We start from the raw sequence: 23,918 nt of genomic DNA on the forward strand, positions 1-23,918 counted from the left end.
CCTGCGGGGGAATCAACGGGGGGATCATCGCTGCCCCCGATCGCGCCGTGTGCGCGGTCCGGCAGGGGCAGGGATGGTCGATCCTGGCAAATCTGCCAGGAGTTCGTGCAGGTGGGAGCGCATTTCCCAGGTCACCTCCGTGTGTTCGAGTGCGCTCGAACACACGGCACGTGAATGCGGCAGATCTACCGTGAATCTGTGCGCGAGAGGGGACTTGAACCCCTACGTCCGTGGACACCAGAACCTAAATCTGGCGCGTCTGCCAATTTCGCCACTCGCGCTGGATGTGTACGACCGTCCAAACTCTACCGGGCAATTCCGGCTACGCGAAGCGTGGTGGCGGCGTGGCGTACCGGTCGGTAACACGACCTGGGGTTATAACGATTTGGTAAACCCCAATGTGAGGGGCACTCATGTTTCGCATCCAGTCCGAGCGCCCTCACCTGCGGGTTCAAACGTGAGGGAGGGTCATGTTTCAGATTGAAATGGTACGGGCGTACAGAAATACCCGGGAGTAGCTGGCTGGGCGGCGGGAAACGTGAGGCTTTCCTCATGATTTTGTGCGATCGTGGCTCGCAACAGGCCCGAAGGGCTGCCGGATACGTGCGCGTGCCGTCGGTGGGCGGAATGCCAGGAGAAGGAAGTCGAGCGTCTTGACGATCAACGAGAGCACCGAACTCGGAACGGGATCCGGGCAGGTCTTGGGTGCCCGGGTGGCGCTGCTGGAGCAGCTGCGCAACGGGGTGGGATACGCGTTGGCGTTCGGTGGGCAGGGTGCGCAGTGGCTGCGCGAGCTCGAGGAGATCGGTCGCGACAGTGCGCTCGAGGCCGAGCTGGCCGCGCTGGTGCACGAGGCCGCGGCACTGATCGAACCGGTTGCGGCGCAGTTGCTGGTGGTGCGGCCCAGTGGCTTCGATCCCATGGGCTGGGTGCTGGAGAGCGAGCTGGACGAGCCGGAGGAGCCGTCCTCGGCGCCCGCGGACGCGGTGCTGCGCGCGGCGGCGGTCTCCATGCCCGGCGTGCTGCTGACCCAGCTCGCCGCGACCAGGGCACTGCGGCTGCAGGGCCTGGATCCGGCCGAGAACGCGCCGGTCGCGGTGATCGGGCATTCGCAGGGGCTCTTCGCCGCCGCCGCGGTCGAGGCAGGCGGTGCGCGCGATGCGGAAATGCTGGCGATCGCCCAGCTCGTCGGTGCCGCGGCCGGGCTGGTCGCGCGCCGGCGTGGCCTGATGCCGGTCGGTGACCGGTCGCCGATGGTCGCGGTGTCGAATGTCGATCCCGAGGAGCTGCGCGCGATCGTGGCCGAGGTCGGCGAGGGTGTCGACCCCGCGCTCGCCGCCGTGCTGTCGATCCGCAACGGCCGTCGCCGCGTCGTGCTCTCGGGTGCGCCCGCGCAGCTCGATCGGGTGCGGGCGCGTTGCGCGGAACTGCACGACGAGCAGACCCGGGAGCGGGAGAGCAAGGCGCGTGGCGGTGCGGTGTTCGCGCCGGTGTTCGAGGACATCCCGGTCGACGTCGCCTTCCATCACCCCGCGCTGGCCGAGACCGTCGAGCTGGTGGCCGGCTGGGCGCGGCAGTGCGAGCTGGACGCGGAGTTCGCCGCCGGTCTCGCCCAGCAGGTGCTCGTCGATCCGATCGACTGGGTCGCGACCGTGGACGCCGTCGTCGGCGCGGGCGCGCAGTGGATTCTGGAACTGGGCCCGGGCGACCTGCTCTCGCGGGTCACCGGCGGTTCGCTGAAAGGCACCGGTGTCGGCGTGATCGCCGCCGCCACCCGCGCGGGCCAGCGCAGCCTGCTCACCCCGGGTGCCGCGCCCGAACCATCGACGCCGTGGTCGGCTTTCGCGCCGAAGCCGGTGCGCCTGCCCAACGGCCGGGTGGTGGTGGAGACCGCGTTCACCAAGCTCACCGGCCGCTCGCCGATCCTGCTCGCCGGCATGACCCCGACCACCGTCGACGCGAAGATCGTCGCCGCGGCGGCCAATGCGGGCCACTGGGCCGAGCTGGCCGGCGGCGGCCAGGTCACCGAGCAGATCTTCGCCGACCGGATGACCGAGCTGCGCCGGCTGCTGCAGCCGGGCCGCGCGGTGCAGTTCAACTCGCTGTTCCTCGACCCGTACCTGTGGAAGCTGCAGCTGGGCGGCAAGCGCCTGGTGCAGAAGGCCCGCGCGGCCGGCGCGCCGCTCGACGGCGTGATCGTCACCGCGGGCATCCCCGAGCTCGACGAGGCCGTCGCGCTGATCGGTGAGCTCGGCGACGCGGGCATCAGCCATGTCGCGTTCAAGCCGGGCACCGTCGCGCAGATCCGCGCGGTGCTGCGCATCGCCGACGCCGTACCGGACTACCCGGTCATCATGCACATCGAGGGCGGCAAGGCCGGCGGTCACCACTCCTGGGAAGACCTCGACGACCTGCTGCTGGCCACCTACTCCGAGCTGCGCGGCCACGACAATGTGGTGGTCTGCGTCGGCGGCGGCATCGGCACCCCCGAGCGCGCCACCGACTACCTCACCGGCGCCTGGGCCACCCGCCACGGCTACCCGGTGATGCCGCTGGACGGTGTGCTCGTCGGCACCGCCGCGATGGCCACCCTCGAGGCGACCACCGCGCCCGAGGTGAAGCAGCTGCTCGTCGACACCCCCGGCACCCCCGACTGGGTCGGCGCCGGCACCGCGAGCGGCGGGATGGCCTCGGGTCGCAGCCAGCTCGGCGCCGACATCCACGAGATCGACAATGCCGCCTCGCGCACCGGCCGCCTGCTCGACGAGGTCGCCGGCGACGCCGAGGCCGTGGCGCGCCGCCGCGACGAGATCATCGCCGCGCTCGACGCCACCGCCAAGCCGTACTTCGGCGATGTCGCCACCATGACCTACCAGCAGTGGCTGGAACGCTATGTCTCGCTGGCGGTGTCGAGCGATGTCCCGATCTCGTTCGACTGCGGCAGTGATATCGGCGACGCGATCATCGACGCCACCCGCTCGGACTGGCTCGACATCAGCTGGCGCGACCGGTTCGCGGAAATGATGCGCCGCACCGAATCCCGGCTGCACCCGGCCGACAGCGGCGAGATCGAGACGCTGTTCGCCGACGACGCCGAGTTCGAGCACCCGGTACAGGCTCTGTGCACGCTGAAGAAGCAGTACCCGGCGGTCGCCGACACCGTGCTGCACCCCGCCGACGTGCCGTTCTTCGTCTCGCTGTGCAAGACGCCGGGCAAGCCGGTGAACTTCGTGCCCGTCGTCGACGCGGACGTGCGGCGCTGGTGGCGCTCGGATTCGCTGTGGCAGGCCCACGATCCGCGCTACTCGGCCGATCAGGTGTGCGTCATCCCGGGCACTGTGGCCGTCGCCGGGATCACCCGGGTCGACGAGCCGGTGGGCGAGCTGCTCGACCGCTTCGAGCGCGACACCGCCGACACGCTGGTCGCCGCGGGCCAGGAGCCCGCGCTGCGGGACGCGCGCCGCGTGGCCGGGGTGGCCACGGGTGCGATCGACACCGTGCTGGCCGCGCCCGATGTGCAGTGGGCCGGACGCACCACCGTCAACCCGGTGCATCGCCTCGGCGGCACCGCCGAGTGGACCGTGACGCAGGGGAGCGCGGTGCATCAGCGCACCGGCGCCACCCTCACCGAAACCACCGGTCCCGAAGCCGAATTCAGCTATGTGGAGCTGTCGGTGCCGTTGCTCGGCAAGGACGCGGTGACGATCCGGATCACCGTGCCGGTGAGCGTGTACTCCGGTGGCGCGCCGGTGATCACCGAAGCCGATGCCGAGGCAGCCATGTCGGCGCTGCTCGGCGTGGCCGCCGGGCAGGCGCTGCCCGAGGTGAAAGCCGGTGTGGCGCACCTGAACCTGGCCTGGATGCCCGATCTGGTCGCCGACCACGCGGGAGTCACCGGCTCCGGTCTGCCCGCGACACTGAGCACCCTCGGCCGCACCGCGCCCGACGTGCTCGTCGGCGCCTGCTGGCCCGCGGTGTTCGCGGTGCTGGGCGCGGCGCGCACCCCGGCGGGCGGTTCGGTGATCGAAGGCATGCTGGACCTGGTCCACCTGGATCACCAGATCGAGCTGCTGAGCGAACTGCCTTCCGAGACCAGCATTCTGGTCGTGCGGGCCGAAGGCGGCGAGGTCGTCGACACCGATATGGGCCGCGTCGTCGAGGTGGCCGTCTCGGTGGGCCTGATCCTCGATCAGGGCCTGGACGCCACCCCGCTGGCCCGGCTCGTCGAGCGCTTCGCCATCCGTGGCCGCAACGGCGCGGGCGAGCTCACCGATCCGCCGCGCGCGGCCGGTGCGGTGTCCGAGGCCGCCACCGACACCCCGCGTCGCCGTCGTCGTGACGTCACCATGACCGCCCCGCGCGCCATGCACGCCTTCGCCGCCGTCTCCGGCGACCACAACCCGATCCACACCTCCGAGGCGGCCGCCGCACTGGCCGGGCTGGGCAGCCCGATCGTGCACGGCATGTGGCTCTCGGCCGCCGCCCAGCACGCGGTCGTCGCGGTGGATCCCGAAAGCTCCGTTCCCGCACGCACACTCACCGCCTGGACCACCAGGTTCCTCGGCATGGTGCGTCCCGGCGCGACCGTGGACGTGCGGGTGGAGCGGATCGCGGTGGACGCGGGCAGCGAGATCGTCGAGGTCTCCTGCCGGGTCGACGGTGACCTGGTCATGACCGCGACCGGGCGCACCGCCGCCCCGAAGACCGTCTACGCCTTCCCGGGCCAGGGCATCCAGCGCAAGGGGATGGGTCTGGACGCGCTGACCCGCTCGAAGGCGGCCAAGCAGGTGTGGGAGCGGGCCGACGCGCACACCCGCGAAGCCCTCGGTTTCTCGATCCTGGCGGTGGTGCGCGACAACCCGACCTACCTCAAGGCGCGCGGTGTCGAACACCGGCACCCGGACGGCGTGCTGCACCTGACCCAGTTCACCCAGGTCGCCATGGCGACCCTCGGTGTCGCCCAGGTCGCCGAGCTGCGCGAAGCGGGCGCCTTCGTCGAGGGCGCGATGCTGGCCGGTCACTCGGTCGGTGAGTACAACGCGCTCGCCGCCGTCGCCGGGGTGCTGCCGCTGGAAGCCGTGCTCGAGGTGGTGTTCCAGCGTGGTTCGGCCATGCACGAGCTGGTCCCGCGTGACTCCCAGGGCCGCAGCGACTACCGGATGGCCGCCATCCGCCCGTCGCAGCTCGGCCTGCCCGACGCCGAGGTCGTCGACTTCGTCGCCGGGGTCGGCGCGGCCGCCGGGGAATTCCTCGAGGTGGTGAACCTGAACCTGCGCGGCTCGCAGTACGCCATCGCGGGCACGGTCGCCGGCCTCGAGGCCCTCGAAACCGAGATCGACCGGCGCCGCGAGGAATTCGGTGGCAAGCGGGCGTTCATCCTGGTGCCCGGCATCGATGTGCCGTTCCACTCCTCGGTGCTGCGCGACGGCGTCCCGGAGTTCCGGCACAAGCTCGAGCAGCTGCTGCCGACCGAGATCGACCCGGCGGTGCTGGTCGGACGCTACATCCCGAACCTGGTGCCGCGGCCGTTCTCGCTGAGCCGCGAATTCCTCACCGAGATCGCCGAACTCGTGCCCTCGGAGCCGCTGCGAGCTGTGCTGGCCGAGTTCGACAGCTGGGCGCAGCGCTCGGCCGAACTGTGCCGGGTGGTGCTGATCGAGCTGCTGGCCTGGCAGTTCGCCAGCCCGGTGCGCTGGATCGAAACCCAGGACCTGCTGTTCTCCGACACCGCGCACGGCGGTCTCGGCGTGGAGCGCTTCGTCGAGATCGGCCTCGGCGCCACCCCGACGGTGGCGAACCTGGCCGCGCAGACGCTGAAGCTGCCCGCGTTCGGGTCGGCCACCGTCGAGGTGGTCAATGTCGAGCGCGATGCCGCGGTCGTCTACGCCACCGACACCGATCCCGCGCCGGTCGAGGACGACATCGACGAAGCGCCCGCCGCCGAGACCACCGCGCCCGCCGCGGCCCCGGTCGCCGCGGCCGCACCGGTCGCCACCGGCGGTCCGCGCCCCGACGACATCGTCTTCAGCGCCGCCGACGCCACCCGCGTGCTCATCGCGCTGTGGACAAAGCTGCGCCTGGACCAGATCGGCCCGGTCGACACCATCGAAGGCCTCTGCGACGGTGTCTCCTCGCGACGCAACCAGCTGCTGGTCGACCTCGGCGCCGAGCTGTCGCTGGGCGCCATCGACGGCGCCGCCGATGCCGACATGGGCGCGCTGGCGGGCACCGTCGAACGGCTGGCCCGCACCTACAAGCCGTTCGGCACCGTGCTCACCGATGCCATCGGCGATCACCTGCGCAAGGTCTTCGGTCCGTCCGGCAAGCGGCCCGCGGCCATCGCCGACCGGGTCAAGAAGACCTGGGAGCTCGGCGACGGTTGGGCCAGCCACGTCACCGCCGAGGTCTCCCTCGGCACCCGTGAGGGCGCCAGCGTGCGCGGCGGCGATCTCGGCGGACTGGTCGGCGGCGCGCTCAGCGACGCGGCTTCGGTCGACGCCGCCATCGACGCGGCCGTGCAGGCCGTGGCCGCCCGGCGCGGGGTCGCGGTCTCGCTGCCCAGCGCGGGTGGCGCGTCCGGCGGCACCGTCGACGCGGCCGCGCTGGGTGAGTTCACCGAGCAGATCACCGGGCGCGACGGCGTGCTCGCCACCGCGGCGCGGGTCGTGCTCGAACAGCTCGGGCTCAGCGAGCAGGTCAGCGCGCCGGAGGCCACCCCGGACACCCTCGTCGACCTGGTGTCGGCCGAGCTCGGCGCGGACTGGCCGCGGCTGGTCGCGCCGGCGTTCGACGCCCGCAAGGCCGTCCTGATCGACGACCGCTGGGCCACCGCCCGCGAGGACCTGGCGAAGATGTGGCTCGGTGACGACGCCGTCACCGCCGAACAGCCGCTCACCGGCTACCTGGGTGCGGGCGAAGCCGTTGCCGCGCAGGCCAACTGGTGGCGTCAGCGGGCCATGCACGAGGCCCGTTCGGTGCTGGCCGGGGTCTACGGCCAGATCGCCGACGCCGCACTGGACACCGCCGAGCCCGGCCTGTGGTCCGACGACACCGCCGTGATCACCGGCGCCAGCAAGGGTTCCATCGCGGCCGCGGTCACCGGCAAGCTGCTCGCCGGTGGCGCCACGGTCGTGGTCACCACCTCCAAGCTCGACGACGAGCGGCTGAAGTTCTACCGCTCGCTCTACCGCGACAACGCCCGCCACGGCGCGGCGCTGTGGGTGGTCCCGGCGAACATGGCCTCCTACCAGGATCTCGACGCCCTGATCGAGTGGGTCGGCACCGAGCAGGTCGACAATGCCGGTGGCGCCAAGATCAAGACCAAGGACGCGATGACCCCGACGCTGCTGCTGCCGTTCGCGGCACCGCGCGTCGCCGGTGACCTCGCCGACGCCGGTGCGCGCGCCGAAATGGAGATGCGGGTCCTGCTGTGGTCGGTGGAACGGCTGATCGGCGGCCTGTCCGCCCTCGGCGCCGACCACGACGTGGACGCGAAACTGCATGTGGTGCTGCCGGGTTCGCCCAACCGTGGCCTGTTCGGCGGCGACGGCGCCTACGGCGAGTCCAAGGCCGCGCTCGACGCGGTGGTCACCCGCTGGCGCGCCGAGAAGTCCTGGGCCGCCCGGGTGACCATGGTGCACGCGCTGATCGGCTGGGTGCGCGGCACCGGGCTGATGGGCCACAACGACCCGGTGGTCGAGGCGGCCGAGAAGGCGGGCGTGCAGACCTGGTCGACCACCGAGATGGCCACCGAGCTGCTCAAGTGGTGCACCTCGCGGGCTCGTCAGGTGACCATCACCGGCCCACAGCAGATCGACCTCACCGGTGGCCTGGCCCGCGCCAAGCTGGACCTGCCCGCGCTGGCCAAGCAGGCCCAGGAAGCCGCGGCGGCGAGCGAGCAGGAGGCGGCCACCGCCGCCACCATCGCCGCGCTGCCCGCACCGCCCACCCTGAGCTCGGCACTGCCGGTGCCGGAATGGGGTGCGGTCACCGCCGATCTCGCCGACATGGTCGTCATCGTCGGCGCGGCCGAACTCGGCCCGTACGGCTCCTCGCGGACCCGGTTCGAGATGGAGGTGGAGGATCAGCTCTCCGCCGCCGGTGTGCTCGAACTGGCCTGGACCACCGGTCTGATCCGCTGGGAGAACGACCCGAAGCCGGGCTGGTACGACACCGAATCCGGGGACCTGGTGCCGGAGTCGGAGCTGGCCGAGCGCTACCACGACACCGTCGTCGAGCGCTGCGGTGTGCGCCGCTACGAAGACGACGGCGCCATGCTCGACAACGCGGCACCGCTGCTCACCTCGGTCTTCCTCGACCAGGACCTGAGCTTCACCGTCGCCAACGAGGCCGAGGCCCGCGCCTTCCACACCGCCGACCCGGAGCACACGGTGATCACCCCGGTCGCCGATTCGGCCGACTGGACGGTGACACGCAAGGCGGGCACCGAGATCCGCGTGCCGCGCAAGGCGAAGCTCTCCCGCGTCGTCGGCGGCCAGATCCCGACCGGCTGGGATCCCACCATCTGGGGCGTCTCGGCCGACATGGCGGCCTCGGTGGACCGGGTCGCGCTGTGGAACATCGTCTGCACCGTGGACGCGTTCGTCGGCGCCGGCTTCAGCCCCGACGAGCTGATGAGCTGGGTGCACCCGAGCCTGGTGGCCAACACCCAGGGCACCGGTATGGGTGGCATGTCCTCGATGCGCTCGCTCTACGTCGACAACCTGCTCGGCGAACCGCGCCCGAACGACATCCTGCAGGAGGCGCTGCCCAACGTCGCGCTGGCGCACGTGGTGCAGTCCTATGTCGGCAGCTACGGCGCCATGGTGCACCCGGTCGCGGCGTGCGCCACGGCGGCGGTGTCGGTGGAGGAAGGCGTCGACAAGATCCGGCTCGGCAAGGCCGAGGTCGTGGTCGCCGGCGGTTTCGACGATCTCGGTATCGAGGGCATCGTCGGCTTCGGTGACATGTCGGCCACCGCGGACTCGGCGGCCATGCGCGCCAAGGGCATCAGCGACCGGTACTTCTCCCGCGCCAACGACCGCCGTCGCGGCGGGTTCGTGGAATCCCAAGGTGGCGGCACCGTGCTGCTGGCCCGTGGTGACGTGGCCGTGCAGATGGGTCTGCCGGTGCTCGGTGTGGTCGCCTTCGCGCAGTCCTTCGCCGACGGCGTGCACACCTCCATCCCCGCGCCGGGTCTCGGCGCACTGGGTGCGGGTCGTGGCGGCAGTGGTTCGCGGCTGGCCGCCGAACTGCGCAAGCTCGGTGTCACCCCGGACGACATCGCGGTGATCTCCAAGCACGACACCTCCACCGCGGCCAACGATCCCAACGAGTCGGAGCTGCACGAGCGGCTCGCCGGCGCGCTGGGCCGTACCGAGGGCGCACCGCTGTTCGTGGTCTCGCAGAAGAGCCTCACCGGTCACGCCAAGGGCGGCGCGGCGGCCTTCCAGCTCATCGGCCTGTGCCAGGTGCTGGAAAACGGTGTGGTGCCGCCGAACCGGAGCCTGGACTGCGTCGACGAGAAGATGCAGGCTTACCCGCACCTGGTGTGGGCGCGCGAGCCGCTGCGCTTCGGGGACAAGTTCGCGCTGAAGGCGGGCCTGGTGACTTCGCTCGGCTTCGGGCACGTGTCCGGGCTGCTCGCGGTGGTGCATCCGCAGGCGTTCCTGGCGGCGATCGAGCCGGGTGCGCGGGCGGACTACCAGGAGCGGGCGCAGGCGCGTCAGCTCGCGGGCAGGCAGCGTTTCGCCGAGGCCATGTGTGGCGGCGCGGCGCTCTACGAGCGGCCGGCCGATCGCCGCCTGGGCGCCGACGGCACCCCGGCCAAGCAGATTCGCCAGCTCGAGGCCGACATGCTGCTCTCGCCGCAGGCCCGCCTCGACGGCGCGGGTGTGTACCAGGTCGGTTCGGCTCCGCAGTCGGGCGAAGCGTCGTAGGCTGCCGCTTCGTGACGATTCTCGGAATCGGTTTGGACTTGGTCACCATCTCCGAGTTCGCCGAGCAGCTGGAACGGTCGGGGACGACGATGCTCAGGGAGAGCTTCACCGCTGGTGAACGCCGCTACTGCCAGAGCAAGCAGACGGACCCGGCCCGCAGCTTCGCCGCACGCTGGGCCGCGAAGGAGGCGGTGCTCAAGGCCTGGGCATCGTCTCGCTTCGCGCGCAGCCCGCAGATCGGCGACAACCCGTATCCGCTGATCGAAGTGGTCAACGACGCCTGGGGCAGGCCGAGCATCAAATTGCACGGCCTGGCCGCGGAATTCCTGCCACGCGTGCGGGTCCACCTGTCGCTGACCCACGACGGCGACACCGCCGCGGCGATGGTGGTACTGGAAGACCCCGGCGAACTGGCCGACCTCATCGAAGGGCGCGAAACCACTCGCTAGTTCTACCGATCGCGGACCGTCACTCCTGGGCGGTCCGCGATTCCTTTTCTGCGACAAGGAGATAAGCGACCATGAGGCGCTTGAGTTCGGCGACGGCGTCGGCATTGGACTGCTCGTCCTGGACCGAGAAATTCAGCATCGAATACACGACGTGCACGAGTACCTCGGCCATCATCGTGCGCCGGGCGCGCGGCGTGCGCGGGGTCAGTGGCCGCAGCATCTGCGAGACCACCTCGGCGAATTCCTTCTCGTGCAGCGCGCCGGTGGCCCGCGTCGACGGGGTCGACTGCATGGCCAGCCACACCTCGCGCCGCGAGGGATCGGTGGTCCACAGATTCGCCAGGTGGTCGACGAACTGGTTCATGTGCCGCAACCAGTCCAGCGAGGGCACCTCGCCGTGGAAATCGGCGAGCTCGCGCGACACCGCCACCAGATCCTGCCGGTTGAGCTCGCAGACGATCACGTATTTGTTGGCGAAGAATTGATACAGCGTGCCGATGGGCACCTCGGCGCGTTGCGCGACCTCTTCACAGGTGAACGATTCGAAACCGACCTCGACCAGCAATTCCCGCGACGACTGCAACAGCGCGTCGAATTTGCGCTTGCTGCGTTCCTGGGTCGGCCGCTTGCGCGGCATCAGTTCCTGTGGATCGTCCTGCAATTCCAGCGCAGGGTCCGGACGGCTCTGCTTGGACCGGGCCTGCGCGTGTACTTCCACCCATCCAGGCTAGCGGTATCCCGACGTTCCCGACACGCGCATACCGACAGCGTGTCAACAATGTGCCGATGATCGGGTGAGATCCCACCCATCCGGGCGGTGACCGGTGACGAATCATCAGATGAGCGTGCGTGCATCCACGTGGGCCCCCGCGCGGCCGGCGTTCCGCACCCGATTCGCACAGTTTTCGCACAGGGGAAGGCAAGACTTGTGGCACCAGGATCTGTGGTAACCCTCGGCGTCAGCACCGAGCGAGGCGCCGTGCACGCGGTCGCCTTCGCGGAGTCGGGCGGCACCCTCTCCGACCGGATGCTGTTGCGCCGCACCATGCGTGCCGGCGGCGACGGCAAGGCCGAGGTGGCCGCGGCGGTGCACACCGCGCTCGACGCGCTCGCCGCCGAACTCGACGACGAGTACGAGATCGCCGGAGCGGCAGTGAGTTACCGCGACGCGAACGAGCGGCGCGCGATCGTCACCCGGCTGGCAACCAGCGACTGGAGCAGTGCCTCCCTGGTCTCGGCGAAGTCGGCGCACCTGTTCGTGGCAGGCGCGATGACCTGGCTCGACGAGTTCGACACCCTGCTCGTCTACGAGGCGGTGCCCGGCTACCAGGCGATGACGCTGATCGACGCGGGCCGCCACCGCGTCCTCGCCGCCTACGCGCAGACCGGCGCGCCCACTCCCGATGCCCTGCGCGCGGGCGTGTCGGCGGCCTGGGATCAGTTCGACGCGGCCTCGGTGAAGCCCGGCGCCGTCGTGCTCGTCGGTTCCTCGGCCGACGCGCCCGCGGTGCGCGAGGCGGTCGCCGGGTTCGGGGTGCCGGTGCTGCCGTGCCGACTGGCGCCGTTCGCCCCCGCGGCGGGTGCGGCGCTGGTCGCCCTCGGCGACGCGACCGAGGTGCCGGCCGTGCTCACTCCGCGGTCCAAGCGGGGCACGGCGCTGGTCGCCGCGGCCGCGAGTGTGCTGGCCGGCGGGCTCGTCGCGGGCGGGTCGTACGCGGTGATGAACAGCGGGCCGCCCGCGGTGGACAACACCGCGGTGTCCTCGGAGCCCGGTGCGGCGCCCGCTGGCCCGGTCGCCCCGCAGGTCCCCGAGATCCAGCACACCACCGACTCCGGCTCGGCCGAGACCGGTGCGGTGCCCCCGGTGCCGGAGCTGTCGGACACCTCGCAGTACGAGACGGTGTCGCCGAACCCGCAGCTGGTCGACCCGGCCGAGTTCCCCCTCGATTACCCCACCCAGCTGTACGGCGATGCGCCGCAGGAAGATCCGCTGCCGCTCGAACCCGCGCCGCCGATCGTGCCGCAGATCCCGGCCGCCGCGCCGACCGTGCCCGGCACCGGGATCCCGATGGGTATGCAGCCCGCCCAGGCCGTCACCCCGCAGGGGCCGCAGTCCCAATCCGCCGACTGACCCGCCCGGGGGCGTCTGTCAGGACCTGTTGCGGTGGCGGAACAGCGCGCCGGCGCCCAGATACCCGGCCAGGGCGATACCCGCGCACCACAGCACGGCGAGCAGGCCGCTGGTGCCGATCGGCGTGCCCATGAGCAGCCCGCGCATCGTCTCGATCACCGGTGTCACCGGCTGGTTCTCGGCGAATGCGTGCAGCCAGGTCGGCATCGACTCGGTGGGCACGAACGCGCTGCTCACATAGGGCAGGAACATGAATACGAAGGTGAAGCCGTTGGCCGCCTCGGGGTTTCGCGCGAGCAGGCCGAGCGCTGCGGCGAGCCAGGACAGCGCGAAGATGAACATGGCGAGCACACCGACCACGCCGAGCCAGCGCAGCGGATCGGCCGTCGGCCGGAAACCGATCAGCATCGCCACCCCGATCACGATCCCCGAGGTGATCAGATTGCGCAGCACGCTCTCGGTGACATGTCCGGTGAGCACCGCCGAACGGGCGATGGCCATGGTGCGGAACCGGTCGATGATGCCCTCGGCCAGGTCGGTGGACAGCGAGACCGCGGTGGTGGACGCGCCGAAACCCGCGCACAGCAGGATGATCCCGGGCACCACGTAGTCGATGTAGGCGCCCCGGCCCATGTTCATCGCGCCGCCGAAGACGTAGACGAACATCAGCAGGATGATCACCGGCAGCGCGACCGTCATGATCATCATGTCGGGACTGCGCAGGGTGTGGCGGATATTGCGGTCGAGCATGGTGGCGGAGTCTTGCAGGGCGTTCATGGCAGTTCTCGTTTCGTTGCTCAGGCCGCGGCCACGGCCGGGCGGGGCTGACCGGTCAGGGCGAAGAAGACGTCGTCGAGGTCGGGGGTGTGCACGGTCAGCTGTTCGACGGCGATGTCGAGTTCGGCGAAGCGGTCGAGCAGGTGCTTCATCTCGGTCGCGCTGCCGTCCGAGGGCACCTGCAGGGTCAGCTGGTCCGGATCGGTGTGACCGCCGGCGACCACCGAGGCCGCGGCGGTCAGTAGCCGGTGCTCGGCGAAGCGCAGGCGCAGGTGCCCGCCGGGGACCAGGCGTTTGAGCTCGTCGGCGGTGCCGTCGGCGACGATGCGTCCGCCGTCGAGGACGGCGATCCGGTCGGCGAGCTGGTCGGCTTCCTCCAGGTACTGGGTGGTGAGGAAGATCGTCGTGCCGTCGGCGGTGAGTTCGCGGATCGCGGTCCACAGGTCGCGGCGGCTGCGCGGGTCGAGACCGGTCGTCGGCTCGTCCAGGAAGACCATGCGCGGCCTGCCCATCAGGCTCATCGCGAGATCGAGCCGGCGGCGCATACCGCCGGAAAAGGTGTCCACGGGCCGGTCGGCGGCGTCGGTGAGGTCGAAGCGGTCGAGGAGTTCGGCGGTGCGGCGCCTGGTCTCCGCGCGGCCCAGATGCAGGAGTCGGCCGGTCATGCGCAGGTTCTCGGTGCCGGTCAGGACGCCGTCGACGGCGGCGTACTGACCGGTGACGCCGATCAGCCTGCGCACGGCATCGGCGTCACCGACCGGATCGTGGCCGAAGACCTCGGCCCGGCCGCTGTCCGGCTGGATCAGTGTGGCCAGGATGCGGACCAGGGTGGTCTTGCCGGCGCCGTTCGGTCCGAGCAGGGAGAAGACCGTGCCGGCGGGAACGCTCAGGTCCAGGTCGTCGAGCACGACGTGGGCGCCGTAGGACTTGCGCAGGGCGCTGACCGTGAGCGCGGGGGCGGGTTCGGTGGGCATGAGCTCTCCGTTCGAGAAACTGTTTATGTAATAAACCTAGTTTATAGAGTAAGCAGTTCTGAAGCGCAAGGGAGGCGACAGCTAGAGTCGAGGCGAGCGGAGGAGGTAGGAGTCGATGACGACGTCCGGCGATACGGCATTGCCCAAGGTGGTCGAGCTGATGTGGGGGCTCGACCAGCCCGCCGCGCGTGGCCCCCGGCGCGGTCTCACCCTCGATCAGATCCTGGACGCGGCCGTCGAGGTGGCCGACGCGGAGGGGTACGCGGCGCTGTCGATGGGCCGGGTCGCCAAGCAGCTCGGCTTCACCGCGATGTCGCTGTATCGCTATGTCGACAGCAAGAACACGCTGATCGATCTGCTGATGGACCGGGTGGTCGGCGAGCCGCCCGTCATCGCGCCGGGGACGCCGTGGCGCGCGGGGCTGGAACAGTGGGCGCTGGCCGAGTTCGACCGGATCGGCCGGCATCCGTGGTGGATGGACATACCGCTGGCCCGGCCGCCGAGGGGACCGAACAACATGGCCTGGCTCGAGACCGCGCTCGGCGTGCTGGCCGAGGCGGCGGTGCCGATGCCGGTGAAGCTCCAATTGGTGATGAACGTGTCGATGTTCGTGGTCAGCAAGCGGCGGTTCCTGCGCGACCTGGACGTGGACGAGGGCGACTTCGTCTCGGTGATGGCCAGGGTGCTCGACCCGCAGCGCTTCCCGTCGGTCTCGGCCGCCCTCGCCACCGCCGCCTTCGAGGACGACGACATCGACTGGGACCGTGCCGATTTCGAATTCGGCCTGGCCCGGCTGCTCGACGGTTACGAGGTGTACATCGCCGGTTTCGGCGGCTGACTAGACCGACAGGTCGCGGCGCAGCTTGGCGACATGCCCGGTGGCGCGCACGTTGTACTGGGCGAGTTCGATCTTGCCCTGCTCGTCGACCAGGAAGGTCGAGCGGATCACGCCGGTGACGGTCTTGCCGTACATCATCTTCTCGCCGAACGCGCCCCACTCCTTCAGCACGTCACGTTCGGGATCGGAGAGCAGCGGGAAGGTCAGGCCCTCGTTGTCGCGGAATTTGGCCAGCTTGGCCGGCTTGTCCGGCGAGATGCCGAGGACCTCGATGCCAGCGCCGCCGAGTTCGGCCAGGTTGTCGCGGAAGTCGCAGGCCTGCTTGGTGCAGCCCGGGGTGCTGGCGGCCGGGTAGAAATAGACGATCACCTTGCGGCCGCGATAATCCGACAGCGACACGTCCTTGCCGTCGGCGTCGGGCAGCGTGAAATCGGGGGCGGTGTCTCCGGGGGAGAGGCGATGGTTGTCGGTCACCACCGCACGGTAACCGACGAGGCCGCCCAGGGGCATGGATAGACTCGTCGGCGAGCAGCAGACATTTACCTGGAGGTGACGGTGGCCAAGGACGACACCGACCGGATCGAGCGCGAGATCGAGATCGCGCGCGCCCGGTTGGCGACCACACTCGACGAACTGGCGGTGCGCGCCGATCCGCAACGGATCGCGGACGACACCAAGGCGATGGTGGTCGCCAAGTTCAACGAGCCCAAGGTCAAATACACAGTGATCGGCGCAGGTGCCCTCGTAGCGGGCCTGCTCCTGATCAAGATCTTCCGCCGCTGACTTTCCGGCGGTAAAGAAAACACCCGATGCGGCAGCTGCCACATCGGGTGCTTTTCTGCGTTCTCTTACTGCGTGGGGCAGGCGAGGCCGTCGCCGTCGGGGTCCAGGTGGGGGGAGTAGCCCGCTTCGCCGCGGAACAGGGGGGCGCGACCAGCGCGCATGGCTTCGTCGCAGCTGGCGAAGGCGCCGCCGGCCGAGCCGGACTGGACCAGGTTGGCCGAGCCGGTCGCGCCGAGCAGGGAGTCGAAGCTGGATGAGCCGGTGCCCGCGGAGCCCGACACCACGTCGGCATTGGCGACGGGGGTGACGAGCAGGCCGAGGCCTACGGCGGCGAGGCTGACAGTGAGCCGGCGAACGTTCATGAATTCCTCTATGTCTGCTGCGGTTCGGTGGTGGGCCCGGACACATCGAATGGCGGGCGGCCCCGTCCACCTTCGTGACGGGGCCGCCCGTTGTCAACCGCGCGGGTTCTTCCGATTCGTGGTCGCTTATTCACCCAACCGGCGACCGGTGAGGTGTTCGGCGGGAATGGTGCCCATCCGACCGGCCTGGAAGTCTTCCATGGCTTGGATGATTTCTTCCTTGGTGTTCATGACGAACGGCCCGTATTGGATCACCGGTTCGCGCAGCGGTGTGCCGCCGAGCAGCAGTACTTCCAGATCGCCGGTGGTGGTGTGCTGTTCGGTGTCGGCGGTGAGCGAGATCGCGTCGCCGGCGCCGAAGACCGCCAGCTGTCCGGCGCTGATCGGCCTGCGTTCGGTGCCGACGGTGCCGCTGCCGCCGAGCACGTAGGCCATGGCCGTGAAGTGTTGTGGCCATGGGGTTTCCAGCTGTGCGCCGGGGCTGATCGAGGCGTGTGCGTAGGCGATGGGGGTCTGGGTCGATCCGGGGCCTGCGTGGCCGGCGAGCTCGCCGGCGATGATGCGGACCAGTGCGCCGCCGTCGTGTGAGCTGACCAGGGTCAGTTCGCCGGCGCGCAGGTCCTGGTAGCGGGGGGTGGCGAACTTCTTGGCGCGTGGCAGGTTCACCCACAGCTGGATGCCGTGGAAGGTGCCGCCGGAGATGACCAGTTTCTCTTCGGGCAGTTCGTCGTGCAGCATGCCCGAGCCTGCGGTCATCCACTGGGTGTCGCCTTCGCCGATGACGCCGCCGCCACCTTGGGAGTCGTGGTGGACCATGGTGCCGTCGATCATGTAGGTGACGGTTTCGAAGCCGCGGTGCGGATGCCATGGCGCGCCTTTGGCCTCGTAGGGTTCGTAGGCGACCGGGCCCATCTGGTCGAGCAGGATGAACGGGTCGGCGGCGCGCAGATCGACGCTGGGGAACGGCCGGGTGACCTCGAAGCCCGCGCCTTCCTGCTGGCGGTGCGCGCTGGTGATCTGGCGGACCTGCCGCTGGGTCTCGGTGACGTCGGGCCGGGGCAGCCGGGGCAACACCATGATGTCGTCGACGGTGATAGCTGGCATGGCGAACGCCTCCTGAGGTGGACCTTCGGTACTTGGTTTCCATGTCAACCATAAGCCATCTAGGATCATTCCCGTGACGAGATGGCTCTCCGCGGCGGAGCAACAGACCTGGCAGGCGTTCATCAAGATGCGCCAGCGCCTGGACGGGGCGATCAACGCCGGGCTGAGCGAACACGGCCTGTCGATGGCCGACTACGAACTGATGGTGTCGCTCTCGGCCGCGCCGAACGGCTGCCTGCGCGCCAAGGACCTGGGCGCCGAGGTGCGCTGGGACAAGTCCCGGCTGTCCAAGCAGCTGGCCAGGATGGCCACGCGCGGACTCGTCGACCGCGTGCCCGCGCCCGACGACGCGCGCGGGATCATCGTCTCGCTGACCGAGGCGGGGCGCGAGGTGCTGCGGCGGGCCGCGCCCGAGCACGTGGAACTGGTGCGAGAGTTGTTCGTGGACAAGCTCACCGAGCAGGAGGGCGCCGCGCTGCGGTCGCTGTCGGCGAAGGTGATCGAGGCGGCCGACGGGATCTGTTCGCCGGGTTAACGAGCGCGGCCGCGCAGACGATGCACAGACGTCGGGGTTCGAGCTCTCGGACGAAGGGGCGGCCATGATCATCGGACGAACACTGGGCGTGATCGGCGCGGTCTGCGCGGTCGCGCTCGTCGGCTGCGCGGACGAGCAGCAACCCATCGACTATCCCGGGATGACCTTCCTGCCGTCGAGTGCCGCACCCACCGGCGAAGGCACGCCAGCGCCCGATGTCACGGCGCCGACCGGCGGCGGCACGCCGGCTCCCGACATCACGGCACCGACCGGCGGCGGCACTCCGGCACCGTCCGACGCCGGTTCCCCGGTCAAGACGCCCGCGCCCGTGCCGGGTCCGGCCACCGCCGTGGTGACATTGATCGCCGTCGACGCCTCCGGTCAGCCCCGCGACGGATTCGCCCTCGCGACGGCCGACCCGGTCAGCACCTTGAACTGCGCGGATGCCGTCCCGAGCCGGTCGGCGACAACGTCCGGCATCTACCACTGCGGCCCGTCCGCGGCCGCGGCCGATGTCTGCTGGCCCACCCCCGGCAAAACCGCCCTGCTCTGCGGCTCCGACCCCTGGCAGCGCACCCTGCGCGAATATCAGGTCGACCCGCCGCTCACCCCCATCGGCCGCACCGAATCACCCGAACCCTGGGCACTCGAACTCGCCGACGGACGCCAGTGCCGAATCCGCGTCGGCGGCGCCTGGGGCGGCCGCGCCGACGGCCTGGTCGGCGCCTACTCCTGCTCCGGCGGCCACGAGGTGGTCCTGCAACCTTCCGACTCCCGCACCGCCATCGACAAGTCCTCGAACACCTGGCAGGTCGCCGTCGGCCCACTCGGCTCGGGCAGCCCCGACTTCCCACTACCGGCGAAGATCGAGGTCCGCACGGCCTACTTCGCGGCCGCGCAGTGAGTCCGCGACCCGCGAGCGCCGCCGTCACGGGCAATGTCGCGATACCGATGAGCGGATACACCGAAACCGCCCGGTGGCGTTACAGTGTCGCTCGAACTACCGCGACGGGAACCAGGAAGCCGGTGTGAATCCGGCACGGTCCCGCCACTGTGACCGGGGAGCCGACCCCACCGAAGACCACGGCCGCCAGGCTGGAAGGTCGGGGTGCGCGTTGATCCGGGAGTCAGGATACTGACCTGTCGCGGACACCATCCACGGGCGAGGACCCGCGGCGGCGTGCGGGTGGCAGCGAGAAATGCCCTGATCGGTGACGGTGCAGGGGCGGTTTCGATCGTGGCCGGGTGGCGTGTGCTCGAGTCCTCTTCCGGACACGAGAGGACCGACCCGATGCCCGATCACCGGCCGCCCAGCGGCGAGATGTCGCGACGCAGGATGCTCGGCGGAACACTGGCCGCGGCCGCGCTGCCGTTTCTCGCCGGCGCGTGCGGCGGCACCGGATCGGCGGGCACCGGCGCCGAGCTGACCGTGACCGATCTGACCGGTCGGGTCGTCGAGCTGAGCGGTCCGGCCCGTCGGGTGGTGACGATCCCGATGCCGGCGGCGTCGATGATGGTGGCGGTCAACGGCGGCCCGGATGTGCTGGCCGGGATGAACGCGGCCTCGGCCACCGCGATCGAGAGCGGTTTCCTCGGCGAGGTGTATCCGCGCCTGCTCGACGTGCGCACCGATGTCGCCGGCGCCGAGTTCGCGCCGAATGTCGAAAGCATCCTGGCCGCGGAACCGGATGTGGTGATCCAGTGGGGCGATCGTGGGCCGGGGATCACCGAGCCGCTGCGCGCCGCGGGCCTGACCGTCGCCGAACTCAGTTACGGGACGCAGGCCGATCTGGAGGGCGCGGTGCGGATGTACGGCGAACTGCTCGGCAAGCGGGAGCGGGCGAGCCGGATCGTCGACGGGATGCGAACCACCCTGGACCGGATGCGCGCCGCCGCGCCCGCCGACCCGGCATGTTCGGTGCTGTATCTGTTCGGCGGCGCCGAGGCCATGCACGCCGCGGGGGCCGGTTCCTACAACCATTTCGTCATCGAACTGGCCGGTGCGCGCAACTGCGCCGCCGGGATCGGCCAGCAGCGCGCCACCATCGGCACCGAACAGCTGCTGGCCTGGGACCCCGACGTCGTGCTGCTCGGGAACTTCGGTCCGGCCCAGCCCGATGATCTCTACGGCGACCCGGCCCTGGCGACGTTGCGTGCGGTGCGTGAGCGCCGGGTGTACAAGGTTCCGCTCGGCGGCTACCGGTGGGATCCGCCGAGCCAGGAGTCACCGCTGATGTGGCAATGGCTCGCCGGCCTGGTGCACGGCACCCGCGCACCGGGGCTGCGCGCGGAGATCGTGCGCCAGTACGGCTTCCTGTACGGGGTCGAACCCACCGCCGCGCAGCTGGACGCGATGCTGGCGATGCCGAGTAACGGAGGCTCGCGCGACTATGCGGACTTCGGTCGTTGAGCAGACCGGAACCGAGCGTTCCGGAACCCGGCCGGTGCGCTGGTACTGCGTGCTGATCGGGCTGCCGGTCTTCGTGCTGGCGGTCGGGGTGCTGGCGCTGGGCGTCGGCCGCTACCCGGTGGCCGTCGACGAGGTGGTCCGCATCCTGCTCGGCCAAGTGTTCGAGCTCGAGCAGACCTGGTCGCCGACCCAGGAGGCCGCGGTACTGCGGGTGCGGCTGCCCCGCGTGCTGCTCGCGATGCTGATCGGCGCAGGCCTGGCCCTGTGCGGGGTGGTGTTGCAGGCGGTGTTCGGCAATCCGATCGTCAGCCCGCACATTCTGGGTGTGTCGTCGGGGGCGTCGTTCGGTGGCGCACTGGCCATTGTGCTCGGCTTGGGTTCGGCGGCACTGGTTTTCGGTTCCTTCGGGTTCGGACTGCTCGCCCTCGTCGCGGTGTTCGCGACCAGCCGGGGACGGCGGGCGGCGCCGTTGACGATCGTGCTGTCGGGCATGGTGGTCGGCGCGTTCTTCGCGGCGCTGGTATCGCTGCTGACGTATCTGGCCGACCCCTACGGCGAACTGCAGGCCATCGTGTTCTGGCTGCTGGGCAGTCTGGCCACCGCGAGCTTCGGCAAGGTCGCGATCGCGCTCGGCCCGGTCCTGCTGGGCGGCGCGCTGATCTGGGCCCTGCGCTGGCGGATCAACCTGCTCTCCCTCGGCGACGACGACGCCACCACGCTGGGGGTGCGGCCCGCGCCCTTGCGCTGGCTGTTGCTGGTGACGGTGGCCGCGATCGTGGCGGGGGCGGTCGCGGTGAGCGGTGTGATCGGCTGGGTCGGGTTGGTGGTACCGCACCTGGCGCGGCTGTGGGTCGGGCCGGATCACCGGGTGCTGATCCCGGTGACCGCGGGACTCGGCGCCGCTTACCTGACGATCATCGACACGGTGACGCGCACCCTCGGCGCCGCGGAGATTCCGCTCGGGGTGCTCACCGCCCTCGTCGGCGCGCCGGTGTTCCTGATCCTGCTGCAACGCAGCCGCCGCCGGATGTGGTCCGATGCCTGAACCCGCCTTGGCCGTGGAGTCGCTCGGCTACACCCACGACCGCGTGAACTGGCTGTTCCGCGAGGTCTCGCACCGGTTCGAGGCCGGTGAGGTGCTCACCGTGCTCGGCCCCAACGGGCGCGGGAAAACCACGTTGCTGCGCTGTCTGGTCGGTCTGGCCGCGCCGACCGAGGGCCGGGTCGCGGGCGCGGGCACGATCGGGTATGTGCCGCAACATCATCGGACGACGTTCTCCTACACCGCGTTCGACATGGTGCTGATGGGTCGCGCCCGGCACCTGCGCGCCGCGGCGATGCCGGGCAGACGCGACCGGGAACTGGCCGGCGCCGCGATGGCGCGCGTCGGGGTGGCGGAGTTGGCCGGGCGGGACTATCCGAGCCTGAGCGGCGGTGAGCGGCAATTGGTGCTGATCGCGCGCGCGATCGTGTCCGAGAGCCCGATCCTGGTGCTCGACGAACCAGCCGCGGCCTTGGACCTGCGCAACCAGGGACAGGTGCTGCATCTGTTGCGCGGCCTGGCCGACGAAGGCCGCACCGTCGTGCTCACCACCCATCATCCCGATCACGCGATCGAGATCGCCGACACCGCGATGCTGCTGTTCGGCGGCGGCGATGTGCGGATCGGGCCGGTCGAGACCACACTCACCGACGAATCGGTGGGCGAGCTGTACGGGGTGCGCGCGCACACGGTGCTCGTCGACGAGCAGCGGCCACGCCGGGTGATCATCACCCGCTACGAGAAGTGACGACCGAGAGGATGCCGATGTCGATGGAGTCCGGGCTGGCCTGCACCGTGCGCCCGTGGGCGCAGTTCCCGCTCGACCGCGCGCTGGCCGGAATCCGCGTGGCGGGCTTCGAGTCGGTGGCGCTGCCGGTGCACGGTGTCACCGAGGTGATCACCCCCGACAGCACCGAGGCGCAGGTCACCGAGGTCGCCGCGATGATCCGGGCCAACGATCTGACACCGGCGATCCTGAGCCATGCCGCCGATCTCGACAGCACCGAGGAACGCGCCACGGCGGCGCTGCGCCGCCAGCTCGACCACTGCGCGCGACTCAAGGTGCGTGTCCTGGTCGACATGGGCTGTCCCGAACTCGCCCACGCCGAGCGTTACCTGCGCCTGATGTCGGCGGCCGCGCCCTACGCCGCGTCCCTCGGTGTGACGATCGCGGTGAAACCGCACGGCGGGCTGACCCGCACAGCCGCCGACACGGTGGCGCTGGTGCGCCGCGTCGGGCACGAAGCGTTCCTGGCGTGCTGGGATCCGGGCAATGTCGTGCACTACGGCGGCGAGCCGCCCGACCGGCACCTGGCCGAGCTCGCCCCCTACATCGCCGCGGTCGGCGTGCGCGACCATCCCGCGCGCGCCAGCTTGCGCGCGAGCGGGGGAATGCCGCCGGCGATCACCCCCGGTGACGGCATCGTGGACTTCGCCGAGCTGTACCGGGTGCTGCGGGCGCACGGGTTCACCGGCCCGAGCGCGATCGAGAGCGTCACCAAACTGGGGACGGTGGACGAGCTCGACGCCGAGGCCCGGCGCGCCCGGCACACGGTGCTCGACGCGATGGCCGGACGGGTGTCGCGCCTGCCGCGGCCCGAGCCGGTGATCCCGGCCGCCGAGTCGTGTTCGTCGCGCGCGCGGGCGAGCGCGCAGGATCCGATCGGCACCGCGCGATCCTTCGACCATTTCCTCATGCTCGAATTGCCGCTGCCGTGGCCGCCCGGCATGGGGACGCCGGTGTGGGAGACAGCCCGGGTGCCCGAAGCGCTGCGCGCGGCGCTGCGCCGGGCGACCCGGAGTATCGCCGAGGCCGGCCGGACGATGAAGACCTTCGCCGCCGCCCCGGATGCGCGGTATTCGGCGCCGGGCGCGATGCGGGTGATCCGCTTCGACCGGGCGGACGGCCCGGCGGCGCCGCTGCGCCGGGCCGAGTACCACGTCCCGGCCGAGCGGGCGCCGGAGCTGATCGATGCCCTCTTCGGCGCCGCCCCGGCCGCGCTCGACGGTTTCGCGCCGTACCGGGAACCGGCCGGGCACCGCGACCTGGTGGTCTGCACCCACGCCTCGGTCGACGCCTGCTGCGGCACCCTCGGCTACCCGTTCTACCAGCGGTTGCGCGAAGCCCACGGCGACGCGACCGGGGTTCGGGTGTGGCGGATCAGCAGCTTCGGTGGGCACCGCTTCGCGCCCACCCTGGTCGACCTGCCCGAGGGCCGGTACTGGGGCAACCTGACCCCCGACCGGATGGCGGCGCTGGTCCGGCGCACCGGCGACCCGACGGAGTTGTTCGACCTGTACCGGGGCTGGTCGAGTCTGCGCGAGCCCGCCGAGCAGGTCATCGAACGGGAGTTGTTCGCCCGGTACGGCTGGGACTGGCTGAGCCGCCGGCTGAGCGTGACCGCCATCGACGACACCCACTACGACGCCACCGTCCACGACCCCCGATCCGGCGCTGTGCACCGGCACCGGATCGAACTGCGCCGTCTCGGCACGTTGCCGGTGCTCGTCGGCTGTGATCGCACCGCCGGACAGGTCGAGCAGTACGCGGCCGTTCTGCGGCCGGACTGACCGT

Annotated in this window: 17 protein-coding genes, 1 tRNA gene and 1 riboswitch; of the genes, 11 read left to right on the forward strand and 7 right to left on the reverse strand. The window is 70.6% G+C overall.

The annotated features are described in order from the left end of the window. Positions 1-199: 199 nt before the first annotated feature. Positions 200-281 (reverse strand) — tRNA-Leu (locus tag ACFXK0_RS15160). A 372-nt stretch (positions 282-653) separates the two neighbouring features. Between ACFXK0_RS15160 and ACFXK0_RS15165 the strand changes: the two genes are divergently transcribed. Further along, entirely contained in the window at positions 654-9,938 is a 9,285-nt protein-coding gene (locus tag ACFXK0_RS15165; protein WP_379410817.1) for a fatty acid synthase subunit beta domain-containing protein, read from the forward strand. A gap of 11 nt (positions 9,939-9,949) precedes the next feature. After that, entirely contained in the window at positions 9,950-10,387 is a 438-nt protein-coding gene (locus ACFXK0_RS15170) for a holo-ACP synthase (protein WP_379410818.1), read from the forward strand. Between the two features lie 19 nt (positions 10,388-10,406). On the opposite strand, the gene ACFXK0_RS15175 is transcribed toward ACFXK0_RS15170, so the two are convergent. Next, complete coding sequence (locus tag ACFXK0_RS15175; protein WP_336083583.1) at positions 10,407-11,024, reverse strand: TetR/AcrR family transcriptional regulator; 618 nt, start codon at positions 11,022-11,024, stop codon at positions 10,407-10,409. A 306-nt stretch (positions 11,025-11,330) separates the two neighbouring features. On the opposite strand from ACFXK0_RS15175, the gene ACFXK0_RS15180 reads away from it, so the two are divergent. After that, the gene (locus tag ACFXK0_RS15180) at positions 11,331-12,518 is read left to right on the forward strand and encodes a hypothetical protein (RefSeq protein ID WP_379410820.1); all 1,188 of its coding nucleotides are present in this window, start codon (positions 11,331-11,333) and stop codon (positions 12,516-12,518) included. Positions 12,519-12,536: 18 nt separating this feature from the next. Here ACFXK0_RS15180 and ACFXK0_RS15185 read toward each other — a convergent pair whose 3' ends face one another. Continuing rightward, positions 12,537-13,295 carry an ABC transporter permease gene (locus ACFXK0_RS15185; protein ID WP_379410821.1) on the reverse strand — a complete coding sequence of 253 codons (759 nt, stop codon included), beginning with the start codon at positions 13,293-13,295 and terminating at the stop codon, positions 12,537-12,539. A gap of 20 nt (positions 13,296-13,315) precedes the next feature. After that, a complete protein-coding gene (locus ACFXK0_RS15190) occupies positions 13,316-14,269 on the reverse strand; it encodes an ATP-binding cassette domain-containing protein (RefSeq protein WP_379410822.1) in 954 nt (317 codons plus the stop codon). A gap of 115 nt (positions 14,270-14,384) precedes the next feature. Between ACFXK0_RS15190 and ACFXK0_RS15195 the strand changes: the two genes are divergently transcribed. After that, complete coding sequence (locus tag ACFXK0_RS15195; RefSeq protein WP_379410824.1) at positions 14,385-15,107, forward strand: TetR/AcrR family transcriptional regulator; 723 nt, start codon at positions 14,385-14,387, stop codon at positions 15,105-15,107. Here the strand turns inward: ACFXK0_RS15195 and bcp are convergent, their stop codons facing one another. Then, on the reverse strand, positions 15,108-15,581 hold the full coding sequence (gene bcp, locus ACFXK0_RS15200; RefSeq protein WP_379410825.1) for a thioredoxin-dependent thiol peroxidase: 474 nt from the start codon (positions 15,579-15,581) through the stop codon (positions 15,108-15,110). Positions 15,582-15,656: 75 nt separating this feature from the next. Here bcp and ACFXK0_RS15205 point away from each other — a divergent pair, with 75 nt between their 5' ends. Next, a complete protein-coding gene (locus tag ACFXK0_RS15205; protein ID WP_375936923.1) occupies positions 15,657-15,890 on the forward strand; it encodes a DUF3618 domain-containing protein in 234 nt (77 codons plus the stop codon). 65 nt (positions 15,891-15,955) lie between these two features. Here ACFXK0_RS15205 and ACFXK0_RS15210 read toward each other — a convergent pair whose 3' ends face one another. Further along, a complete protein-coding gene (locus ACFXK0_RS15210; protein WP_379410826.1) occupies positions 15,956-16,252 on the reverse strand; it encodes an excalibur calcium-binding domain-containing protein in 297 nt (98 codons plus the stop codon). Positions 16,253-16,378: 126 nt separating this feature from the next. Further along, complete coding sequence (locus ACFXK0_RS15215) at positions 16,379-17,356, reverse strand: pirin family protein (RefSeq protein WP_379410827.1); 978 nt, start codon at positions 17,354-17,356, stop codon at positions 16,379-16,381. Positions 17,357-17,429: 73 nt separating this feature from the next. Here ACFXK0_RS15215 and ACFXK0_RS15220 point away from each other — a divergent pair, with 73 nt between their 5' ends. The 6 genes from ACFXK0_RS15220 to ACFXK0_RS15245 all read left to right on the forward strand — a co-directional run bounded on the left by ACFXK0_RS15220 (position 17,430) and on the right by ACFXK0_RS15245 (position 23,914). Continuing rightward, positions 17,430-17,891, forward strand: a complete 462-nt coding sequence (locus ACFXK0_RS15220; protein WP_379410829.1) for a MarR family winged helix-turn-helix transcriptional regulator — start codon at positions 17,430-17,432, stop codon at positions 17,889-17,891. 64 nt (positions 17,892-17,955) lie between these two features. Beyond that, on the forward strand, positions 17,956-18,795 hold the full coding sequence (locus ACFXK0_RS15225) for a hypothetical protein (RefSeq protein WP_379410830.1): 840 nt from the start codon (positions 17,956-17,958) through the stop codon (positions 18,793-18,795). A gap of 66 nt (positions 18,796-18,861) precedes the next feature. Then, a riboswitch (cobalamin riboswitch) is annotated at positions 18,862-19,050 on the forward strand. Between the two features lie 132 nt (positions 19,051-19,182). Further along, positions 19,183-20,301, forward strand: a complete 1,119-nt coding sequence (locus ACFXK0_RS15230) for an ABC transporter substrate-binding protein (RefSeq protein ID WP_379410831.1) — start codon at positions 19,183-19,185, stop codon at positions 20,299-20,301. Next, a complete protein-coding gene (locus ACFXK0_RS15235) occupies positions 20,282-21,346 on the forward strand; it encodes a FecCD family ABC transporter permease (RefSeq protein WP_379410832.1) in 1,065 nt (354 codons plus the stop codon). Before ACFXK0_RS15230 ends, ACFXK0_RS15235 begins: the two co-directional genes overlap by 20 nt. After that, a complete protein-coding gene (locus ACFXK0_RS15240) occupies positions 21,339-22,091 on the forward strand; it encodes an ABC transporter ATP-binding protein (protein ID WP_379410834.1) in 753 nt (250 codons plus the stop codon). The genes ACFXK0_RS15235 and ACFXK0_RS15240 overlap by 8 nt, the downstream gene beginning before the upstream one ends. A 17-nt stretch (positions 22,092-22,108) precedes the next feature. After that, a complete protein-coding gene (locus tag ACFXK0_RS15245; RefSeq protein ID WP_379410835.1) occupies positions 22,109-23,914 on the forward strand; it encodes a TIM barrel protein in 1,806 nt (601 codons plus the stop codon). Positions 23,915-23,918: the final 4 nt, after the last annotated feature.

The organism is Nocardia sp. NPDC059177 (genome assembly GCF_042755165.1).
Taxonomy (GTDB): Bacteria; Actinomycetota; Actinomycetes; order Mycobacteriales; family Mycobacteriaceae; genus Nocardia.